Origin of the sequence: Vibrio sp. T13N (genome assembly GCF_032970445.1) — a bacterium.
GTDB lineage: Bacteria > Pseudomonadota > Gammaproteobacteria > Enterobacterales > Vibrionaceae > Vibrio > Vibrio diabolicus.
This window is the reverse complement of record NZ_JAWJYE010000013.1, coordinates 84,779-102,555: the sequence shown is the minus strand read 5'-3', so window position 1 is coordinate 102,555 and position 17,777 is coordinate 84,779. Positions and strand designations below refer to the sequence as shown.

Genomic DNA, 17,777 nt, shown 5'->3' with positions numbered 1-17,777 from the left:
GAACTTCTTTTCTCTTACTCAATCTTAAGCTAAACGTCGCTCTTCACGCGGCGTTTTTTCATAGCGTTTTTTGTAGCAGCGCGCAAAATACGATGTAGAACTGAACCCACAAGCGGTGCTGATTTGAGTAATGGACAGCATGGTTTGCAACAACAAATGTTGAGCGCGTTCTAAGCGCAATTGAAGGTAGTAATTACCTGGTTTGTCTTGCAAGTATTGCAAAAATAATCTTTCCATCTGCCTGACCGATAATCCTACTTGTTCGCCAATTTCATAGCACTTTAGCGGCTCTTCCATGTTGGCTTCCATGATCTCTACAGCGTCGAGCAGGCGCGGGTGGCGGATGTTGTGCTTACGAATTAACGACATCCGCTGTTTATCATGCGCTGGTCGAATCGCAGGGTGAATGCATTGCTCAGCCACTTGATTCGCCAAGTCGCTCCCATGTTGGTTTGTAATTAAATGAAGCATCATATCCAAACCAGCTAAGCCGCCCGAACAAGTTGGTGTGCGTGGGTCGAATTCGTACAACTCACTGGTCACGTTAATGTTTGGAAACTCCTCTGCCAGGCTGTTGGCGGACTCCCAATGCACGGTACACGTTTTGTTTTTTAACAGGCCAGCTTTTGCTAACAACACGCTGCCTGTCGAAGTCGAGCCCACGGCGATACCTTGACGAAGCGCTTGCTTTAACCACTGATTCACCGACCCACTCGCGGCAGCAACGTGGGCGCCAATACCCGCTACAACCAGCAGCAAGTCTAAATGAGCAATGTCGTTGACTGACTGTGTTGGCGAGAATGAAACGCCATTGCTGGCCGACACTTCTTTATCTTCGAATCCATAAATATCCCACTGATACAAATCGCAACCAGCGAGGCGGTTGGCCATTCGAAGAGGTTCGATAACCGCCGAAAAAGAGAGCATCGAAAAATCAGGAATAAGGAAAAAACCAATGCGATACGTGTGTGTCGTTTTCATTCTCTGTGGTCACCAAGTGGGCAGTTCATCTATGTCGTATTTCTGGATAAGAATGTCGCAATTGTTAAATTATTGCTATCAAAATTCGAACATGATGTGACTTAAGACAAGGAGTTCTTTGTCGAGCATACACATTCATTTGGACGAGATAATTATGATTGAACAAAAAGCCCCAGTAATTAGTGATGGTCTACGCCTTGATGGCGCTTTCTTTACTGACGAGAACGTTAACAACCCAGACTTACCGATCGTTATTGTCTGCTCAGGCTTTACTGGGCAAAAAAATATTCACCCAGAACGTTACGCGAGAGCCTTAACTGCGAAGGGCTTTACAGTATTCGGATTTGACTACCGTGGCTTTGGTGAATCTGAGGGTATTCGTGAGCGAGTTATTCTGGATGAACAAGTACGCGACATCGCTAATGCGGTTGCGGTTGTGAAACAGCGCGCTAACGAGGAAGGCCGCAAAGTCGTACTGGCTGGCTGGGGCATGGCGGGTGGATTAATTCTTGATGCTTACCGAGTTTGCCAAGATGCGATTGATGGCCTTATCTCCATGAACGGCTTTTATGATGCGGTACGTGTTCAGGTTGCTCAACGTGGCGAGCACGGCTGGAAAGCGTTCCGTCAATTTATGTTAGAAGAGCGTACACGTCTTGCTCTTGGTGGAGAAAAGCAGGGGATTGATCCATTTGAAATCTACCCGCTTGATCCAGTAAGCCGCGAATATGTATTCACTGAACTGGTCAAAGCGCCGGGCTACGGAGTGACATCTGATCTGGATTTTGCGGATTCTCTCATCAATTTCAAACCGGAAGCTCTACTGGACGAGCGATTTGCAGACGCGCCAATCTTGATTGCGCACGGTGCAGAAAACGACCTTCACCCAGTGACCGAAGCAAAGTCGCTGTACGCGAAATACCCTGGGCCGAAATCTCTATTCTTACTGCCTGAAGGTGGTCACACCGAGTGGATGTTGGACGACGATCCTAAGTTTATTCAGTTTTCTGGTGTGATCGCGAACTGGTTGAGTGAGAACTTCAGTTAAGTCTTCAAGAGGTGCTTTCGTTGATGGCACCTCTACCTTTCTGACAGGATGATTTTCTATGAGCATAATTCCATTTTGTGAAGCGGCTGACCCATTTGTAAATAAACCAACAATCGCGATTCCTGAAGGCGCGGTTGATTGTCACGCCCACGTTTTTTCTTCACGTTATCCGTACTGTGAAACGCGAACCTACACGCCACCCGATGCCAGCGTCGGCGCGTACCTGCATTTGCATCAGCAATTAGGCATTCGTCATGGCGTGCTGGTTCAGCCGAGTGTGTATGGCAATGACAACCAGTTGCATCTTGATACATTACGGTATTTACGCCAGCAAGGTTACGACTACAAAGGCGTCGCGGTCGTGGATGCGGATGTGTCCGAGCAAATGCTGGATGAGCTACAAGAAGCGGGATTTTGTGGGGTGCGGATGAACCTGCTGTTTAAAGGTGGTATTGAGTGGCGTGATGTTGAACGTTTAGCGGCTCGCCTTGCAGAGCGACACTGGCACCTTCAATGCTTAATTGATGTTTCACAGTTTGATGACTTATATCGCCGATTAAGGGCTTTACCCGTGCCCGTAGTGATTGATCATCTTGGACATATGCCAACAAACAAGCTTATTTCTCATCCTGGTTTTCAAACCTTATTGAAGCTTAAGGCCGAAGGGAAAGTGTGGACAAAATTGTCGGCACCGTATCGTTTGTCGCCTCAATCACCGCCTTATGATGACGTTTCTCCATTTGCTCAAGCTTTGTTAGAAGCGAATGAAGAGCAGTGTGTTTGGGGATCGGATTGGCCTCACCCATGTTTTGCCGCTGAGATGCCAAATGATGGCCAGCTGTTAGATACCTTGTGGCACTGGACGCAAGATACGACACTGTTTGGCAAGATTCTGGTCGATAACCCCAAGCGCCTCTACCGCTTTTAACTCCGCATTTATGTTACGAACCTAAAAAGACAACCGTAAGGCACTGATTCAAATTATGCTTCCTGCACTTCCGCTACAGGTTTCCTCTGATCCTGTGGTTATCAAGTTCTTTAACACCCTTAAACAGCTTGGTTTCAAGGGGGATACTGATGCCCGCTATACCACTAGATTGAGCATGGCGACTGATAACAGCGTCTACCAGCAACTTCCTCTGTCGGTCGTCTTTCCTGCCAACCATCATGATGTGGTAATACTTGGCAAGGTCAGTGCACGTGATGAATTTAAGCACCTGACCTTTTCGCCCAGAGGAGGCGGAACGGGCACCAACGGACAATCATTGAACTCGGGGATCGTGGTTGACCTGTCTCGCTACATGAATCGAGTGTTAGAGATTAACGAGCGGGAAGGCTGGGTGAGAGTGGAAACTGGGATAGTCAAAGACCAACTCAACGACATCGTTCGTCCTTATGGTTATTTCTTCTCGCCAGATCTGTCGACCAGCAACCGCGCAACATTAGGTGGGATGATTAATACCGATGCATCAGGCCAAGGCTCTTTGCAATATGGTAAAACCTCGGATCATGTGTTGGCGCTCAAAGCCGTATTGGCGGATGGTTCGGTTCTCGATACCGAAGCAATTCAACAAAACAAATGCTTAAACAGTGATGTAGTATCGCGAGCGTTAAAAATTACGGAGGAAGTTTGTCGAGACAAGCGTCAACAGGTTCTGGATAAGTTTCCTCCTCTGAATCGATTTCTTACTGGTTATGACCTAAAAAATGCCATAAACGACAAGAGTGAAGAGTTTGACGTCACGAGAATATTATGTGGCTCTGAAGGTACGTTAGCTTTTATCACTGAAGCCAAGCTCAATCTTACGCGAATACCTACCACGCGACGGTTAGTGAACGTTAAATACGATAGTTTTGACTCTGCATTGCGAAATGCTCCCTTGATGGTCGAAGCAGAGGCGCTATCGGTAGAGACGGTTGATGCAAAGGTGCTTAATCTTGCAAGAGAAGACATTGTCTGGCACTCGGTAAAACACGCGATCTCAGATGTGCAGGGCAAAGAGATGCAAGGGATTAACTTTGTCGAGTTCGCAGGCAGTCACAACGATGATATTGAGGATAAAGTTGAACGCTTACTTTCAATTCTCGATAAAGAAATGGCTCACCGACGCAGTGGTATCATCGGTTATCAAGTCTGTCGTGAACCCCAAGACATCCAAGCTATTTATGGCATGCGCAAGAAAGCGGTTGGGCTGCTTGGCGCGACCAAAGGTCAGGCAAAACCGATTGCATTCGCGGAAGATACCTGTGTGCCGCCTGAAAATTTGGCGGACTTTATCGCGGAGTTTCGTACGTTGCTAGACAGCAATAACCTGCATTATGGCATGTTTGGGCATGTGGATGCTGGCGTCCTTCACGTGCGTCCGGCGCTCGATATGTGTGACCCTGAGCAAGAAGCGTTGATGCATCAACTGTCCGATGATGTAGTCGCGCTGGTGGCAAAATACAATGGCTTAATGTGGGGAGAGCACGGTAAAGGATATCGCTCAGAATATGGACCAGCCTTCTTTGGTGATGAGCTCTTTACTGAATTAAGGCGTATTAAAGCGGCGTTTGACCCCGACAATAAAATGAATCCGGGGAAGATTTGCACACCACTGAATAGCGACGCTGAAATGGTAAAAGTCACAGCGACCAAGCGTGGCTACTATGATCGTCAGATCCCCGTAGAAGTCCGAGAGTCGCTTAAGCCCGTGCTGTCTTGCAATGGCAATGGGCTGTGTTTTAATTACGATGCTGATAGCCCAATGTGTCCATCATTTAAAGTAACAGCCGATCGTCGCCACTCTCCGAAAGGGAGGGCTGGGATAATGCGTGAATGGCTGCGTCGCCTTAATGACAGTGGCTTCGATTTGCTCGCTAACGAACAACAGCTTCTCAATCAAACATTATCGGTTAAGCTTTTGACTCAGAAGCTGAGTAAGTTGATATCTCGCCCCACATCTGACGACCTATCGCATGAAGTTTATGAGGTGATGAATGGCTGTCTAGCGTGCAAAGCGTGTGCGAGTCAGTGTCCTGTTAAAGTTGATGTGCCTGATTTTAGAGCAAGTTTTTTACACGTCTATCACTCGCGTTATCGCAGACCGCTGCGCGACTATCTGCTGTCGAATATTGAGCAACTGTTGCCGATTATGGCAAAAGCTCCCAAGCTGGTTAATCAAATTGCATCTAGTAGGCCTGTTACGCAAGTATTAGAGACATCCATCGGTTTTGTTGATTCGCCAGTGCTATCGATCCCTACGTTGCAAAGTCGATGTCAGGCACTTGGAGTGAGCCCGTTCGACTTTGCGTATCTAGAATCGCTTTCCCCAGAAGTGAAGCAAAATTACGTCTTGATTGTTCAAGATCCATTTACCAGCTTTTATGAAGCCGAGTTGGTTGCGGACTTTATTCAGTTATTGCAGCGGTTAGGGAAACACCCTGTTGTTCTGCCTTTCAAACCTAATGGGAAAGCTCAACATGTAAAAGGTTTCCTTAAGAAATTCGCCAGAAATGCACAAAACACCTCGGACTTTCTCAACCAAGTTGCTGATCTTGAAATTCCTATGATCGGTATCGATGCAGCCTTAGTGCTTTGTTATCGTGATGAATACCATCAGGTTCTAAAAGAAAAGCGGGGCGAGTTTACAGTTTATACGGCTCATGAATGGCTGGTGGATACACTCAATGAATGGCCGCCAGTAAGTTTATCAGACGAAGAGCCTTGGTATTTGATGGCGCATTGCACAGAAAAGACCAAAGTACCGGAGACTGAGAAGTCTTGGCAGTCTATTTTTCATCACTTTGGTTTAAAGCTGCAAGTGATACCTACGGGATGTTGTGGCATGGCAGGGACATTCGGCCATGAAGTGGATAAGAAAAGTACGTCTGAAGCTATTTATCAGCTGAGTTGGAAACCGAATATAAAGAACCTGCCCACCGAGCGTGTGTTAGCCACGGGATATTCCTGCCGCAGTCAAGTTAAGCGTTTTGAAGGGGAGGTAGTTCGACATCCGGTCCAAGTTTTAGCCAGTTTGTTTAGTGCATAAGATGCTTAGGCAATTTAGTATACGAAAACGCTTGCCTTAAGACTTTACCTGCCTTTAATGTATCCGGCCGCAGAACTTCAATCTGCTTAACAACACAGGAGAGAATTGGGCTTTCACTTCCGCTCGACAGAAACTCCTTTCAAATTGATACAACAGCGCAGCAAACTTCCCTTGCTGCGATACTGTGTTCCATATTTTGTGAGTACTTATGTTTAACTCAGAACGCAAAGCGACGGTTATTCTGGTTGCGACAACGATGATCGCGGCACTTGGTTGGATCTTTTCTAAGGAAACAATACAGGGTTTACCACCTTTCGGCTTTATCGGGGCGCGATTTACTATTGCATCGCTCTGTCTGCTGCCGTTGTGCTATCGACCTTTGTTGAAAGCGAATTTGAGAGATGTGCTTTCTGCTGGTGGTGTCGGGCTCCTGTTAGGCAGTGCCGTTATGACATGGATTTACGCCATCTCCATCAGCGACACGCTCGGGGAAGGCGCATTTATCATGAGTCTCTCCATGCTATTTGTGCCTATTGTTGCGTGGGTTATGTTTCGTCAACGACCACAACGAATTTTCTGGCTCTCTTTGCCTATCGCGGTATTAGGTCTCGCCTGTCTCTCTTTAGTTGGCGGTTGGAAGCAATCGGCCAGTCAATTTTGGTTTCTTGGGGCGGCACTGGTTCTTGCGCTTCATTTTAATGTGAACAGTAAATACTCTCAAAAATTACCTGTGTTGCTGCTTACTTGCGTGCAGCTTTTTTCTGCTGGTTGTTTAGGTTTGTTGGTTTCTTTCTTTATGGAGTCTTTTCCGGCAGAGGTTGACTCCTCCATTTGGTGGTGGTTCGCGTTGAGCACTTTGCTAGCGACGAGCTTGCGTTACGTAATGCAAACCATGGGTCAAAAATTTGTTCAGGCAGGTAATGCTGCCTTGATCATGATATTAGAGCCAGTTTGGACCGTCATTCTGAGCGTGCTGTGGTATGGCGAAGTGCTAACGGCAAATAAGCTAGTGGGCTGTGTGCTTATCTTATTTTCTCTTATTATTTACCGTACTGGCGGGCGATTTCGTTTGTCTATCCCTAGGTAGCTTCAAGAAATGTGGGTAGGGAACAATTTAGGAGTGAAGCATGGCCAATACTGAGCATAAGGAATCACTAGACTTTTTAGATATTTTAAGTGTCTGTTTATACCGTTTAGGAATTAGCGTATTTGCCTTTGGACTTATCGCGATGACGATATCGGGTTTGCACCTTATTGAAGGTTCGGCATTTTATGATCGAAATGTGTTGCTGCTCATCGCCATTGCAGGTGTATTAACTGCAGCAAATATCCATGTCTACAGTAAAACTGTGCGTACTGTCATCAGCTGGTCAACTTGGGTGGGACTGCTCTTCATGGTGAGCGATCCAGACTTATCCCGCGTGTGGCTTTCTCTTGGTTTTGTCTTTGTCACTTTTTCCGGTGTGGCGCTGAAAGAGTCCTTTTGTTTTAAAGTTCCAGGCTTGAAAGCGGTGCCAGTGCTACTTGCCATCGCAACCTTTGCGTTTTGTTTCGAAATACTGACGGTAGCGACTATTGCGACAGGGTTGTCTGGCTTAATTATGGGTTTCCTGTCTATATCAAAGTGGCGGATGCCACTTCATTTTGATATTGGTATTAAAGCAAACTACGAGGTTTAATAAACGTCTTACGTTAGAGGTGTCATACGGTTACGCAAAGCTAGCGATACTTTTGACGTGGGTTCTCGATTAAGCTCTTCGCTGATCATCCAGCCAGCTTTTGCTAACAGCTCCAAGTCGATCCCCGTTTCGATCCCTAATCCTTGGCATAAATACAGTACATCCTCCGTCGCGACATTCCCCGAGGCACCATGAGCGTATGGGCATCCACCCAGCCCAGCTACACTGCTGTCGATGGTATTGATGCCCATACTCAATGCTTGATGAATATTGGCGAGCGCTTGTCCCCATGTATCGTGGAAATGGACAGCAAGCTGGGGGAGAGGTGTAACCAACATGACGGCTTCCAGCATAGCAGCAATTCGATTTGGCGTGCCTGTGCCGATGGTGTCACCTAGAGACACCTCATAGCACCCTAAATCGATGAGGGATTTGGTCACGCTCGCCACCTGTTTAGGGGCTGTTGGACCGTCGTAAGGGCAACCGGCAACGCAGGATAGATAACCTCGAACAGGGATGCCGTGTTTGGTGGCTAATCGCATTACAGGCTCGAAGCGAGTTAAACTTTCTGCAATCGAGCAATTGATATTGTGTTGGCAGAATCCTTCTGATGATGAAGTGAAAATTGCGACCTGATTGGCACCAGCCTCCAAGGCTTGTTCGAAGCCTTTTAGGTTTGGTGTCAGGGCAGAATAAGTAACATGATTTCGCCTTGTTATTGCTTTCATGACCTCTGTTGAGTCCGCCATTTGTGGCACCCATTTGGGCGAAACAAAAGAGCCCGCCTCAATATGCGTTAGCCCAGTATCAGAGAGTAAGTTGATCAACCGGATTTTAGTCTGGGTCGCAACAGGAGATTCATTTTGCAATCCATCTCGTGGACCTACTTCGACAATATTTACTTTGGAAGGCAGCATTACTTGTCCTGTGATTTGGTTACCCAACTTGGGCTTCGTTTTTCAAGAAACGCTTGCAAGCCATCTTGGCCTTGTGGCGATACCCTAATGTCCGCAATGAGCTTGCTAGTATAGTGAATCAGTTGTTGATCGATGGGGTTTTGATGACATTGGTGACAGAGCGTTTTCGCTTTACGCATCGCATCTGGGCTATTAAGTAGTAACGTCTTGATCACGCTATCGACCGCATTTTCAAGTTGTTTGGCTTCTTTCACTTCGTGCACAATACCAAACCGTTCGGCATCCTCGGCTGAAATGACTTCACCACTTAAAATATAACGTCTAGCTTGTCGATTCCCCATCGCGCGCATGACGTAGGGTGCAATGGTTGCCGGAACTAAACCAAGCTTAACTTCACTTAAGCAAAAGTTGGCACATTGGCTCGCGATGGCGATATCACTGCAACAAATCAATCCCAGCGCGCCGCCATAAGCGGAGCCTTGTACAACCGCGATGGTGGGTTGAGGGAACGAATCTAGTGTTTCCATGAGTCTTGCCAAGTTTTGGGCATCAACGAAATTATCTTGCCTCGTGCTGTCGGCCATCGACTGCATCCAATTCAGGTCGGCCCCGGATGAAAAGTGCTTGCCGTTACTTTTTAATACCAAGCATCGCACATCCGTTCGTAAAGCGAGATAATCTAGGCGGTGGATCAGCAAGTCGATCGTACAAGCATCAAAAGCATTGTGCTTGGCTGTTCTGTTTAGAGTGATGGTCGCTACGCCATTGTCATCGACATGCCAAAGAACATCATCTTGTCTTTGGGCGTTGGGAATAATGCTTGGTTGCATTTCCTGCATACTTACTTCCTTAATTTATCTCTGGATATTTACATTCTGAAGACGCCAAACTCGCTATCAGGAATGGGGGCATTTAATGCTGCAGTTAGCGCTTGACTCAACACCTGACGCGTTTGTTTGGGGTCAATAATTCCGTCATCCCATAGCCGAGCGCTCGCAAAATAGGGATGTCCTTGTGTTTCATACAAGTCTATGATTGATTCTCTAAAAGTGTGTTCTTCTTGCTCTGACCACGCTTCTCCCTGGCGTTCCTTCGCGTCTTTTCGAACTTGTGTTAAGACGCCTGCCGCTTGTTCTCCGCCCATCACAGAAATACGCGCGTTCGGCCACATCCACATCATGGTTGGATCATAAGCTCGGCCGCACATGCCATAATTGCCAGCGCCGTACGACCCACCGATGATCACGGTAAACTTTGGTACGTCAGCACAAGCGACGGCCATCACCAGCTTGGCGCCATGTTTTGCGATGCCTTCTTCTTCCACCTTTTTCCCAACCATAAATCCGGTAATGTTTTGGAGAAAGAGAAGCGGTGTTTTCCGTTTGGCGCAAAGTTCAATAAAGTGCGCGCCTTTTTGTGCCGATTCAGAAAACAAGATGCCGTTGTTTGCCACAATGCCGATCAAGTGTCCGTGAACGCGAGCAAAGCCACACACTAACGTTCTGCCGTACAAGGCTTTGAATTCGTCAAAATCAGAATCATCGACGATGCGGGCAATGATTTCTCGAACGTCGAATGATAGTCGTAAGTTGGCATTCACGATTCCGTAGATTTCTTCAGCATCGTAGCGGGGAGGTAGCACGGTGTTTTCCGGCTTAATCGGTATCGCTCTATTGGCATTGGCAATGGCTTCTCGGGCAAGCATTAGGGCATGCTCATCATTTTCAGCGTAATAATCAGCAACACCAGATTTACGACAATGCACGTCTGCACCGCCGAGCTCTTCACCCGTCACGACTTCGCCAGTGGCCGCTTTAACTAGAGGCGGTCCCGCCAAAAATATGGTGCCTTGCTCTTTGACCATAATGGACACATCCGCCATGGCAGGAACATATGCGCCCCCAGCAGTGCAAAGTCCCATCACAACAGCAACCTGAGGGATGCCTTTTGCTGACATCCTCGCTTGGTTAAAGAAAATGCGACCAAAGTGTTCTTTGTCGGGGAAGACGTCGGACTGATGAGGGAGATTTGCGCCACCGGAGTCCACCAAGTATACGCAGGGGAGTTGGCAACGTTGGGCTATCTCTTGCGCTCTAAGGTGTTTTTTTACCGTGAGTGGGTAGTAGGTTCCGCCTTTTACCGAAGCATCGTTGGCGATGACCATACATTGAATCCCCGCTATGAAACCAATGCCGGCGATAACGCCAGCGCAGGGGATGGATTCGTCATACATTTGCCAGGCGGCAAACTGGCTGATTTCAAGAAAGTCAGTGTTGTCATCAAGCAAGCGCGCGATGCGTTCTCGGGCGGGGAGTTTTCCTTTTTGCCTCTGGTGCTGAATGGCTTTTTCACCGCCTCCCTGTTTGATGGTCTCGATGTGTTGATTCAGTTGAGTGACTAACGTTTCCATTGCAGCTTTATTGGAAAGAAATAACTCGTCAGTTGGCTTAGTTTTACTTTTGATAATGGCCATAATGACTTCCTTGTCGTATGTTCCCTTAGCGAGATTCTTCGAACAGTTCTCGGCCTATTAACATGCGGCGAATCTCTGAGGTACCCGCGCCGATTTCATAAAGCTTTGCATCACGTAGCAAACGACCAGCAGGGTATTCATTGATGTAGCCATTCCCACCGAGCAACTGTATTGCATCAAGTGCCATTTGTGTGGCGAGTTCTGCACTGTACAGAATCGCTCCTGCGGCATCTTTGCGTGTTGCGTTACCTCGATCACAAGCCGCTGCGACGGTATATACATACGCTTTTGCTGCACTCATTCGAGAGTACATATCGGCGATCTTGCCCTGAACTAACTGAAACTCGCCAATGGATTTTCCAAACTGCTCTCGTTCATGTACGTACGGGACCACAATGTCCATGCAAGCTTGCATTATCCCGAGTGGTCCGGCAGCGAGGACGACGCGCTCGTAATCTAGTCCACTCATTAACACCTCGACGCCTTGATTCAGATCGCCAAGAATATTCTCTTTCGGCACTACGCAATTGTTAAACACAAGTTCGCAAGTGTTCGAGCCTCTCATGCCTAGTTTGTCCAGCTTTTGAGCATGGCTGAAACCTTCGACGTTGCGTTCAACAATGAATGCGGTAATACCTCGTGAACCTGCATTGACATCCGTTTTAGCGTAAAGCACCACTATGTCAGCGTCGGGACCGTTGGTGATCCACATTTTGTTGCCATTCAGTACAAAATGGTCGCCCTTGTTCTCTGCTTTCAGTTGCATGCTTATCACGTCTGAACCTGCATTGGGCTCACTCATAGCTAGGGCGCCAACGTGTGTACCATCGATGAGTTTGGGAAGGTATTTCTTGCGTTGAGAAGGCGTGCCATTGCGAAAGATCTGATTGACGCACAGATTAGAATGAGCGCCGTAGCTTAAAGCGACGGAGGCAGAGGCTCGGCTGATCTCTTCCATCGCTACAACGTGAGCAAGGTATCCCATGCCTGCACCACCAAGTTCTTCATCGACGGTGACACCGAGCAACCCCATATCTCCAAACAAAGGCCACAAATGCTTCGGAAACTGGTTATCGCGGTCTATATCTGCGGCGATGGGAGCAATATGTTCCGTAGCAAAGGCATTAACGTGGTCTCGGAGCATATCGATGGTATCACCAAGTCCGAAATTCAGTGGGGCGTAGGTGCTTTTCATAACGTCTCCCGATATCAGAGGTAAGGTGGAAAAGCCGATTGCAGTGTCGCTATTTGAGTATAGCGGTTATGTCTCTTTGCTTTTGAGTGTTTGAATACAGCGTTCTTTAGCGGCATTCAACTCTGCCATTACGACGCTAATGTCATTGAGTTGCTGTTGTAGGACGGCTTGTTTCTCTTCAATGATATTGAGCATTTTCAATAACTGTCCTTCGGTTTGTTGCATGTCATAGAGCTCGAAAAGTTCACGAATTTCTGCCAGTGAAAAACCGAGCCGTTTCCCTCTTAAAATCAGTTTGAGACGAATTTTATCTCTGCGTTGATAAACGCGCATGTTGCCTTTTCGCTCTGGTTCAATCAGACCTACGTCCTCATAAAACCGGATACTGCGAGTGGTAATATCAAACTCCTTGGCGAGGTCACTGATCTTGTATTTTTCCATAACATACTTACCTCGAATAAAAATCCAGTTTCTGGAAATCGAACCTTCAACGGAAAGGCCGAACGCAAATTTTGAAAGATAAACGCCTACTTGGTGTGTTTTTTCATCTCATTGTAAAGGCTAGTGCTATGCTTACGTAAACGTCAAGAAATCGCAGTATGAAAGTTTGTCAGTGAGAAAGGGCGACAAAGACTGGCGTAGCACTTGGTAAGCAATGTCATGCAAGGGCGTTATCAGTCAGTCTAGTGTTCACATATACCTCAAGGGAATGCGAATCATGGAAAAAGACATCTGGATTGTCAGCGCGAAGAGAACGCCGATCGGGCGCTTTCAAGGAAAGTTGCAAACTTACTCCGCTCCCCAATTAGGCGCACTGGCGATCAAGGCGGCAATGCACGAAGTGAATGTGACATCTGTAGATGAAGTCTTCATGGGATGTGTGCTCCCTGCGGGTTGTGGGCAAGCCCCGGCGAGACAAGCGGCAATTGGTGCGGATTTACCCATGAGTGTAGGGTGCACGACTATCAATAAAGTGTGTGGTTCCGGCATGAAGAGCGTCATGTTGGCGCACGATCTTATCAAAGCTGGAACTATTCGAACGGCCATTGCTGGTGGTATGGAGAGTATGACCAATGCGCCGTATTTATTGAAAGAGGCGAGAAAGGGAATGCGCATGGGCCACCAGTCGACGTATGACCACATGTTTCTCGATGGATTGCAAGATGCGTACGAAGGGCACTTAATGGGTGTTTATGCTCAGCACGTCGCAGACAGGCTTAAGTTTACCAGAGAGCAAATGGACGAATGGGCAGTGATGTCGGCAAAACGTGCGTTGGAAGCTCAAGAGCGAGGCTTATTTGCAGACGAGCTCTCACCGATTGAATTCAACACCAAGTCTGAACAAGGAACGCTGGATTACGATGAGCACCCGCGCTCGATTGATCTGGATAAAATCCCTCAACTCAAACCTGCATTTGATAAAAAAGGCACGGTGACCGCTGCGAATTCGAGTGCGATTTCCGATGGCGCTGCAGCGCTTGTTCTAATGGATGAAGAGACTGCGATCCACCAAGGTCTTGAGCCACTCGCCGTTATCAAGTCTCACGCCACACACGCCAGAAAACCTGCTGAATATACTTTGGCTCCCGTTTATGCGATTGAACAGTTGTTGTCCCAGTTGGATTGGTCAATTGACGAAGTGGATCTGTGGGAAATCAATGAAGCCTTTGCTGTCGTGACACAAATCGCGGTAGCAGAACTTGGGCTTGATATGAGCAAAGTCAATATTAAAGGCGGAGCGTGTGCACTCGGGCATCCGATAGGCGCAAGTGGCGCACGAATTCTGGTGACATTGATTCATAGTTTGCGTCAGCTACAAGCTTTAGGTACCGACGGTGATCTAGACGCCAAAAAAGTGATGCGAGGCGTTGCGACACTTTGTATCGGTGGTGGAGAGGCAACGGCGATAGGCATTGAAATACCGCTTTAATTGAAATCAGAAAGGAGTAAATGATGACTCGTTTGGTTCCCTTGTTTATTGGTGGCGAGTTTCGTGAATCTCAAACTTCGGATTGGGTTGAGGTGACCAACCCTGCCACTAATGATGTCATTGCGTACGTTCCCTGCTCAACGGATCACGAGATGGAAGCCGCCATTGATAATGCGAAAGAGACATTCCAATCCTGGAAGGAAGTGGCAGTATCCGAACGTGCCAGAGTCATGCTTCGTTATCAGCACCTTCTCAAAGAACATCATGACGAGCTTGCCACACTGCTTTCTCATGAAACGGGTAAGATTTTAGCGGATGCTAAAGGCGATGTGTGGCGAGGCATAGAGGTTGTTGAGCAGGCTGCAAACATTGCCAGCAACATGATGGGCGAAACCGTCGAAAACGTTGCCACGGACATTGATAGTTACTCAATGATTCAGCCCCTAGGTGTGTGTTGCGGCATTACGCCATTTAACTTTCCTGCCATGATTCCGTTGTGGATGTTCCCAATCGCTATCGCTGCGGGCAATACGTTTGTGCTTAAACCCTCCGAACAAGTGCCGTTGACCTCTATTCGTTTAGCCGAACTATTTGAGCAAGCTGGCGCGCCGAAAGGAGTGTTGCAAATCGTTCACGGTTGCAAAGACCAAGTCGACTTTCTACTGGCTCATCCTGACATTCGAACGGTGTCATTTGTTGGCTCGGTTCCTGTTGCCCGTTATATCTACACCACGGGTACGAAACACTTTAAACGCGTTCAAGCTTTTGCTGGTGCTAAAAATCACATGGTGATCATGCCTGATGCGAACAAGGAACAAGTGGTGAATAACCTAGTGGGGGCCTCCGTTGGGGCGGCGGGGCAGCGTTGTATGGCAATTTCTGTTGCGGTATTTGTCGGCGATTCAAAACAATGGATTACAGACCTCAAACAGGCAATGGCGAAAGTACACCCAGGGCCTTGGGACGATGAGCAAGCTGCTTATGGCCCACTGATCAGTGAGCAAGCTAAACAACGCGTATTGGACCTAATTGAAGATGGCAAACAACAAGGCGCAGTGTGTGAACTGGATGGCAGTCAGTGTGAAGTGGAAGGCTTTCCCGATGGAAACTGGATTGGCCCAACCTTGTTTAGCGGTGTAACAGCGAATATGTCGATTTACACGCAAGAGATATTTGGCCCTGTTTTAGTTTGTATGGAAGTCGAAACGTTGCAAGAGGCCATTGAGTTGGTGAATCGCAACCCATACGGGAACGGCACTTCCATTTTTACGGCTAATGGCGCTGCTGCAAGAAAATATCAGCATGACATTCAAGTCGGTCAGGTCGGGATCAATGTGCCTATTCCGGTACCTTTGCCATTTTTCTCTTTTACAGGCTGGAGAGGCAGTTTCTATGGCGATTTGCATGCGTATGGTAAACAAGCGGTACGTTTTTATACCGAGACTAAAACGGTGACGGCACGTTGGTTTGATGACGATATTCCAACGGGGCCCAATTTGACCATCCAACTGCGCTGAGTGAATAGAAGGAGTTTTTATGGACTTTGAACTTAATGAAGATCAACGTGCATTTGCCGATACCGCTCAGCAATTTGCCGATGAGCGTTTAGCGCCGATGGCGGCGGAGTGGGATGAAAAACAGATCTTCCCCAAAGACGTATTGAGAGAGGCTGGAGAGTTAGGCTTCCTGAGCCTCTACACTCCAGAAGCGCAAGGTGGCCTAGGGCTGAGTCGCTTGGATGCTTCAATTATCTTTGAACAACTGGCCATGGGATGTACGTCCACTACGGCGTTTATGACGATTCACAACATGGTCAGTTGGATGATAGCCAGTTTTGCTACCGATGAAGCCAAAACGCAGTTCTGCCCGAAGTTAGTTACGGGGGAATGGTTAGGCTCCTATTGCTTAACCGAGCCCAACGCAGGATCAGACGCCGCTGCACTGACCACTTCCGCTACAAAAAAGGGGGATAAGTATGTGCTCAACGGTGGCAAAACCTTTATCTCTGGCGCAGGAGAGACAGATGTTTTGGTCGTGATGGCGAGAACTGGAGAAGCGGGTGCCAAAGGCGTGTCTGCATTTGTCGTTCCTGCTCAAGCAGATGGCATCAGCTATGGGCGCAAAGAACCCAAAATGGGTTGGAACAGTCAACCAACACGAGCGGTTACTTTTGAGAATGTCGTTATTCCAGCTAGCCATTTACTGGGCGAAGAAGGGCAAGGTTTTGTCTTTGCGATGAAAGGGCTTGATGGAGGGCGTATAAATATTGCGACCTGCTCCGTCGGTACGGCTCAACAGGCCCTTAATCAGGCGGCACGGTACATTCAGGAGCGTAAGCAGTTCGGCAAGCCGCTTGCGCAGTTTCAAGCCTTACAATTCAAATTGGCAGACATGGCGACAGAGCTAGTGGCTGCGCGGCAGTTGGTGCGCTATGCCGCCAGTAAGCTCGACCGAAATGACCCAGATGCCACTGCTTATTGCGCGATGGCAAAACGGTTCGCAACCGATGTGAGCTTTCAGGTTTGCGACCAAGCGCTGCAGCTTTATGGCGGCTATGGTTATATCAAAGAGTATCCAATGGAACGTCATTTCAGAGATGTGCGTGTGCATCAAATTCTGGAGGGAACGAACGAAATTATGCGTTTAATCATCGCGCGCCGTTTGCTCTCTGAGGAGTCGACCTTGCTGTAGCGAAGTATTGGATTTGTTCATTGAGAAAGGATTCATATATGCCATTAACCCAAGAAGCCATTCAACATACGATCACTAATCACGTTGCGGTGGTGACGATGAACAACCCGCCAGCCAATACGTGGACAGCAGAGAGCCTCAAGGCATTGAAGTCGCTCATACTCACACTTAACAATGATAAGCAGGTCTATGCACTGGTTTTAACCGGCAGTGGAGAAAAGTTTTTTTCTGCTGGTGCGGATCTCAAGCTATTTTCTGATGGTGACAAAGCGGTTGCGTTAGACATGGCGCGATGCTTTGGTGAAGCTTTTGAAACGCTCTCGGAATTCCGTGGTGTTTCCATTGCCGCCATTAATGGTTACGCCATGGGCGGAGGTTTAGAAGTGGCATTAGCTTGCGATATTCGAGTAGTTGAAGAGCAAGCGATACTTGCTTTACCTGAAGCCAAAGTTGGACTTTTGCCCTGCGCTGGCGGTACCCAAAACCTCACAGCGTTAGTAGGGGAAGGCTGGGCAAAGCGCATCATTTTATGTGGAGAACAAGTCAACGCTGACAAAGCAAAAGAACTAGGCTTGGCTGAGGAGTTAGTTCCCAAAGGCGAAGCTTTAAGTAAAGCGTTGGAGCTTGCTGAATCTGTTGCGAACCAGTCACCATCTTCTGTCGCCGCATGTAAGGCGCTCATTCAAAATATGCGCTCTGCGCCACTTAAGCACGGCTTAATGAAAGAGCGAGAGTTGTTTCTGAATCTTTTTGATACGGAAGATCAAGTTGAGGGTGTTCGCGCCTTTTTAGAAAAACGCCCACCGCAATGGAAAAACCGATAGGAGGCCAC

The 17,777-nt window shown here is 47.8% G+C and carries 15 protein-coding genes; 9 read left to right on the top strand and 6 right to left on the bottom strand.

Annotated elements, in window-relative coordinates:
* Positions 1-24: 24 nt before the first annotated feature.
* Positions 25-981, bottom strand: coding sequence for a GlxA family transcriptional regulator (locus R2S67_RS18845; RefSeq protein WP_317346629.1), 957 nt, complete (start codon positions 979-981; stop codon positions 25-27).
* 154 nt (positions 982-1,135) lie between these two features.
* Between R2S67_RS18845 and R2S67_RS18840 the strand changes: the two genes are divergently transcribed.
* The 5 genes from R2S67_RS18840 (at position 1,136) to R2S67_RS18820 (ending at position 7,739) form a co-directional block, all read left to right on the top strand.
* Complete coding sequence (locus R2S67_RS18840) at positions 1,136-2,029, top strand: alpha/beta hydrolase (protein ID WP_167418992.1); 894 nt, start codon at positions 1,136-1,138, stop codon at positions 2,027-2,029.
* Positions 2,030-2,087: 58 nt separating this feature from the next.
* Entirely contained in the window at positions 2,088-2,957 is an 870-nt protein-coding gene (locus tag R2S67_RS18835; protein ID WP_317346626.1) for an amidohydrolase family protein, read from the top strand.
* Positions 2,958-3,012: 55 nt separating this feature from the next.
* Positions 3,013-6,060, top strand: a complete 3,048-nt coding sequence (locus R2S67_RS18830; protein ID WP_317346624.1) for an FAD-binding and (Fe-S)-binding domain-containing protein — start codon at positions 3,013-3,015, stop codon at positions 6,058-6,060.
* A 208-nt stretch (positions 6,061-6,268) separates the two neighbouring features.
* Positions 6,269-7,147 carry a DMT family transporter gene (locus R2S67_RS18825; protein WP_048625206.1) on the top strand — a complete coding sequence of 293 codons (879 nt, stop codon included), beginning with the start codon at positions 6,269-6,271 and terminating at the stop codon, positions 7,145-7,147.
* A 40-nt stretch (positions 7,148-7,187) separates the two neighbouring features.
* Positions 7,188-7,739: a DUF2301 domain-containing membrane protein gene (locus R2S67_RS18820; protein ID WP_226420790.1), complete on the top strand. Its 552-nt coding sequence runs from the start codon at positions 7,188-7,190 to the stop codon at positions 7,737-7,739.
* A gap of 8 nt (positions 7,740-7,747) precedes the next feature.
* On the opposite strand, the gene R2S67_RS18815 is transcribed toward R2S67_RS18820, so the two are convergent.
* The 5 genes from R2S67_RS18815 to R2S67_RS18795 form a co-directional block, all read right to left on the bottom strand.
* Positions 7,748-8,656 carry a hydroxymethylglutaryl-CoA lyase gene (locus R2S67_RS18815; protein ID WP_317346653.1) on the bottom strand — a complete coding sequence of 303 codons (909 nt, stop codon included), beginning with the start codon at positions 8,654-8,656 and terminating at the stop codon, positions 7,748-7,750.
* A complete protein-coding gene (locus tag R2S67_RS18810; protein WP_048625205.1) occupies positions 8,656-9,495 on the bottom strand; it encodes an enoyl-CoA hydratase-related protein in 840 nt (279 codons plus the stop codon). The genes R2S67_RS18815 and R2S67_RS18810 overlap by 1 nt, the downstream gene beginning before the upstream one ends.
* Positions 9,496-9,524: 29 nt before the next feature.
* A complete protein-coding gene (locus tag R2S67_RS18805; RefSeq protein WP_317346621.1) occupies positions 9,525-11,129 on the bottom strand; it encodes a carboxyl transferase domain-containing protein in 1,605 nt (534 codons plus the stop codon).
* A 25-nt stretch (positions 11,130-11,154) separates the two neighbouring features.
* Positions 11,155-12,324, bottom strand: a complete 1,170-nt coding sequence (locus tag R2S67_RS18800) for an isovaleryl-CoA dehydrogenase (RefSeq protein WP_317346619.1) — start codon at positions 12,322-12,324, stop codon at positions 11,155-11,157.
* Positions 12,325-12,390: 66 nt separating this feature from the next.
* On the bottom strand, positions 12,391-12,765 hold the full coding sequence (locus R2S67_RS18795; protein ID WP_012842485.1) for a MerR family transcriptional regulator: 375 nt from the start codon (positions 12,763-12,765) through the stop codon (positions 12,391-12,393).
* Positions 12,766-13,042: 277 nt separating this feature from the next.
* Between R2S67_RS18795 and R2S67_RS18790 the strand changes: the two genes are divergently transcribed.
* Genes R2S67_RS18790 through R2S67_RS18775 form a run of 4 tightly spaced genes read left to right on the top strand, consistent with a single transcriptional unit; the run spans position 13,043 to position 17,769 of the window.
* Entirely contained in the window at positions 13,043-14,254 is a 1,212-nt protein-coding gene (locus tag R2S67_RS18790; protein WP_317346616.1) for a thiolase family protein, read from the top strand.
* Between the two features lie 23 nt (positions 14,255-14,277).
* Positions 14,278-15,771 (top strand): CoA-acylating methylmalonate-semialdehyde dehydrogenase, encoded by a 1,494-nt coding sequence (locus R2S67_RS18785; protein ID WP_317346651.1) that lies wholly within the window; start codon positions 14,278-14,280, stop codon positions 15,769-15,771.
* A gap of 19 nt (positions 15,772-15,790) precedes the next feature.
* Complete coding sequence (locus R2S67_RS18780) at positions 15,791-16,945, top strand: acyl-CoA dehydrogenase family protein (protein WP_317346614.1); 1,155 nt, start codon at positions 15,791-15,793, stop codon at positions 16,943-16,945.
* Between the two features lie 38 nt (positions 16,946-16,983).
* Positions 16,984-17,769 (top strand): enoyl-CoA hydratase, encoded by a 786-nt coding sequence (locus tag R2S67_RS18775; RefSeq protein ID WP_317346613.1) that lies wholly within the window; start codon positions 16,984-16,986, stop codon positions 17,767-17,769.
* Positions 17,770-17,777: the final 8 nt, after the last annotated feature.

Bases quoted from the DNA above. Each gene is read 5' to 3' on its own strand.
- R2S67_RS18845 (WP_317346629.1), bottom strand. From the start codon at position 981: ATGAAAACGACACACACGTATCGCATTGGTTTTTTCCTTATTCCTGAT.
- R2S67_RS18840 (WP_167418992.1), top strand. From the start codon at position 1,136: ATGATTGAACAAAAAGCCCCAGTAATTAGTGATGGTCTACGCCTTGAT.
- R2S67_RS18835 (WP_317346626.1), top strand. From the start codon at position 2,088: ATGAGCATAATTCCATTTTGTGAAGCGGCTGACCCATTTGTAAATAAA.
- R2S67_RS18830 (WP_317346624.1), top strand. From the start codon at position 3,013: ATGCTTCCTGCACTTCCGCTACAGGTTTCCTCTGATCCTGTGGTTATC.
- R2S67_RS18825 (WP_048625206.1), top strand. From the start codon at position 6,269: ATGTTTAACTCAGAACGCAAAGCGACGGTTATTCTGGTTGCGACAACG.
- R2S67_RS18820 (WP_226420790.1), top strand. From the start codon at position 7,188: ATGGCCAATACTGAGCATAAGGAATCACTAGACTTTTTAGATATTTTA.
- R2S67_RS18815 (WP_317346653.1), bottom strand. From the start codon at position 8,656: ATGCTGCCTTCCAAAGTAAATATTGTCGAAGTAGGTCCACGAGATGGA.
- R2S67_RS18810 (WP_048625205.1), bottom strand. From the start codon at position 9,495: ATGCAGGAAATGCAACCAAGCATTATTCCCAACGCCCAAAGACAAGAT.
- R2S67_RS18805 (WP_317346621.1), bottom strand. From the start codon at position 11,129: ATGGCCATTATCAAAAGTAAAACTAAGCCAACTGACGAGTTATTTCTT.
- R2S67_RS18800 (WP_317346619.1), bottom strand. From the start codon at position 12,324: ATGAAAAGCACCTACGCCCCACTGAATTTCGGACTTGGTGATACCATC.
- R2S67_RS18795 (WP_012842485.1), bottom strand. From the start codon at position 12,765: ATGGAAAAATACAAGATCAGTGACCTCGCCAAGGAGTTTGATATTACC.
- R2S67_RS18790 (WP_317346616.1), top strand. From the start codon at position 13,043: ATGGAAAAAGACATCTGGATTGTCAGCGCGAAGAGAACGCCGATCGGG.
- R2S67_RS18785 (WP_317346651.1), top strand. From the start codon at position 14,278: ATGACTCGTTTGGTTCCCTTGTTTATTGGTGGCGAGTTTCGTGAATCT.
- R2S67_RS18780 (WP_317346614.1), top strand. From the start codon at position 15,791: ATGGACTTTGAACTTAATGAAGATCAACGTGCATTTGCCGATACCGCT.
- R2S67_RS18775 (WP_317346613.1), top strand. From the start codon at position 16,984: ATGCCATTAACCCAAGAAGCCATTCAACATACGATCACTAATCACGTT.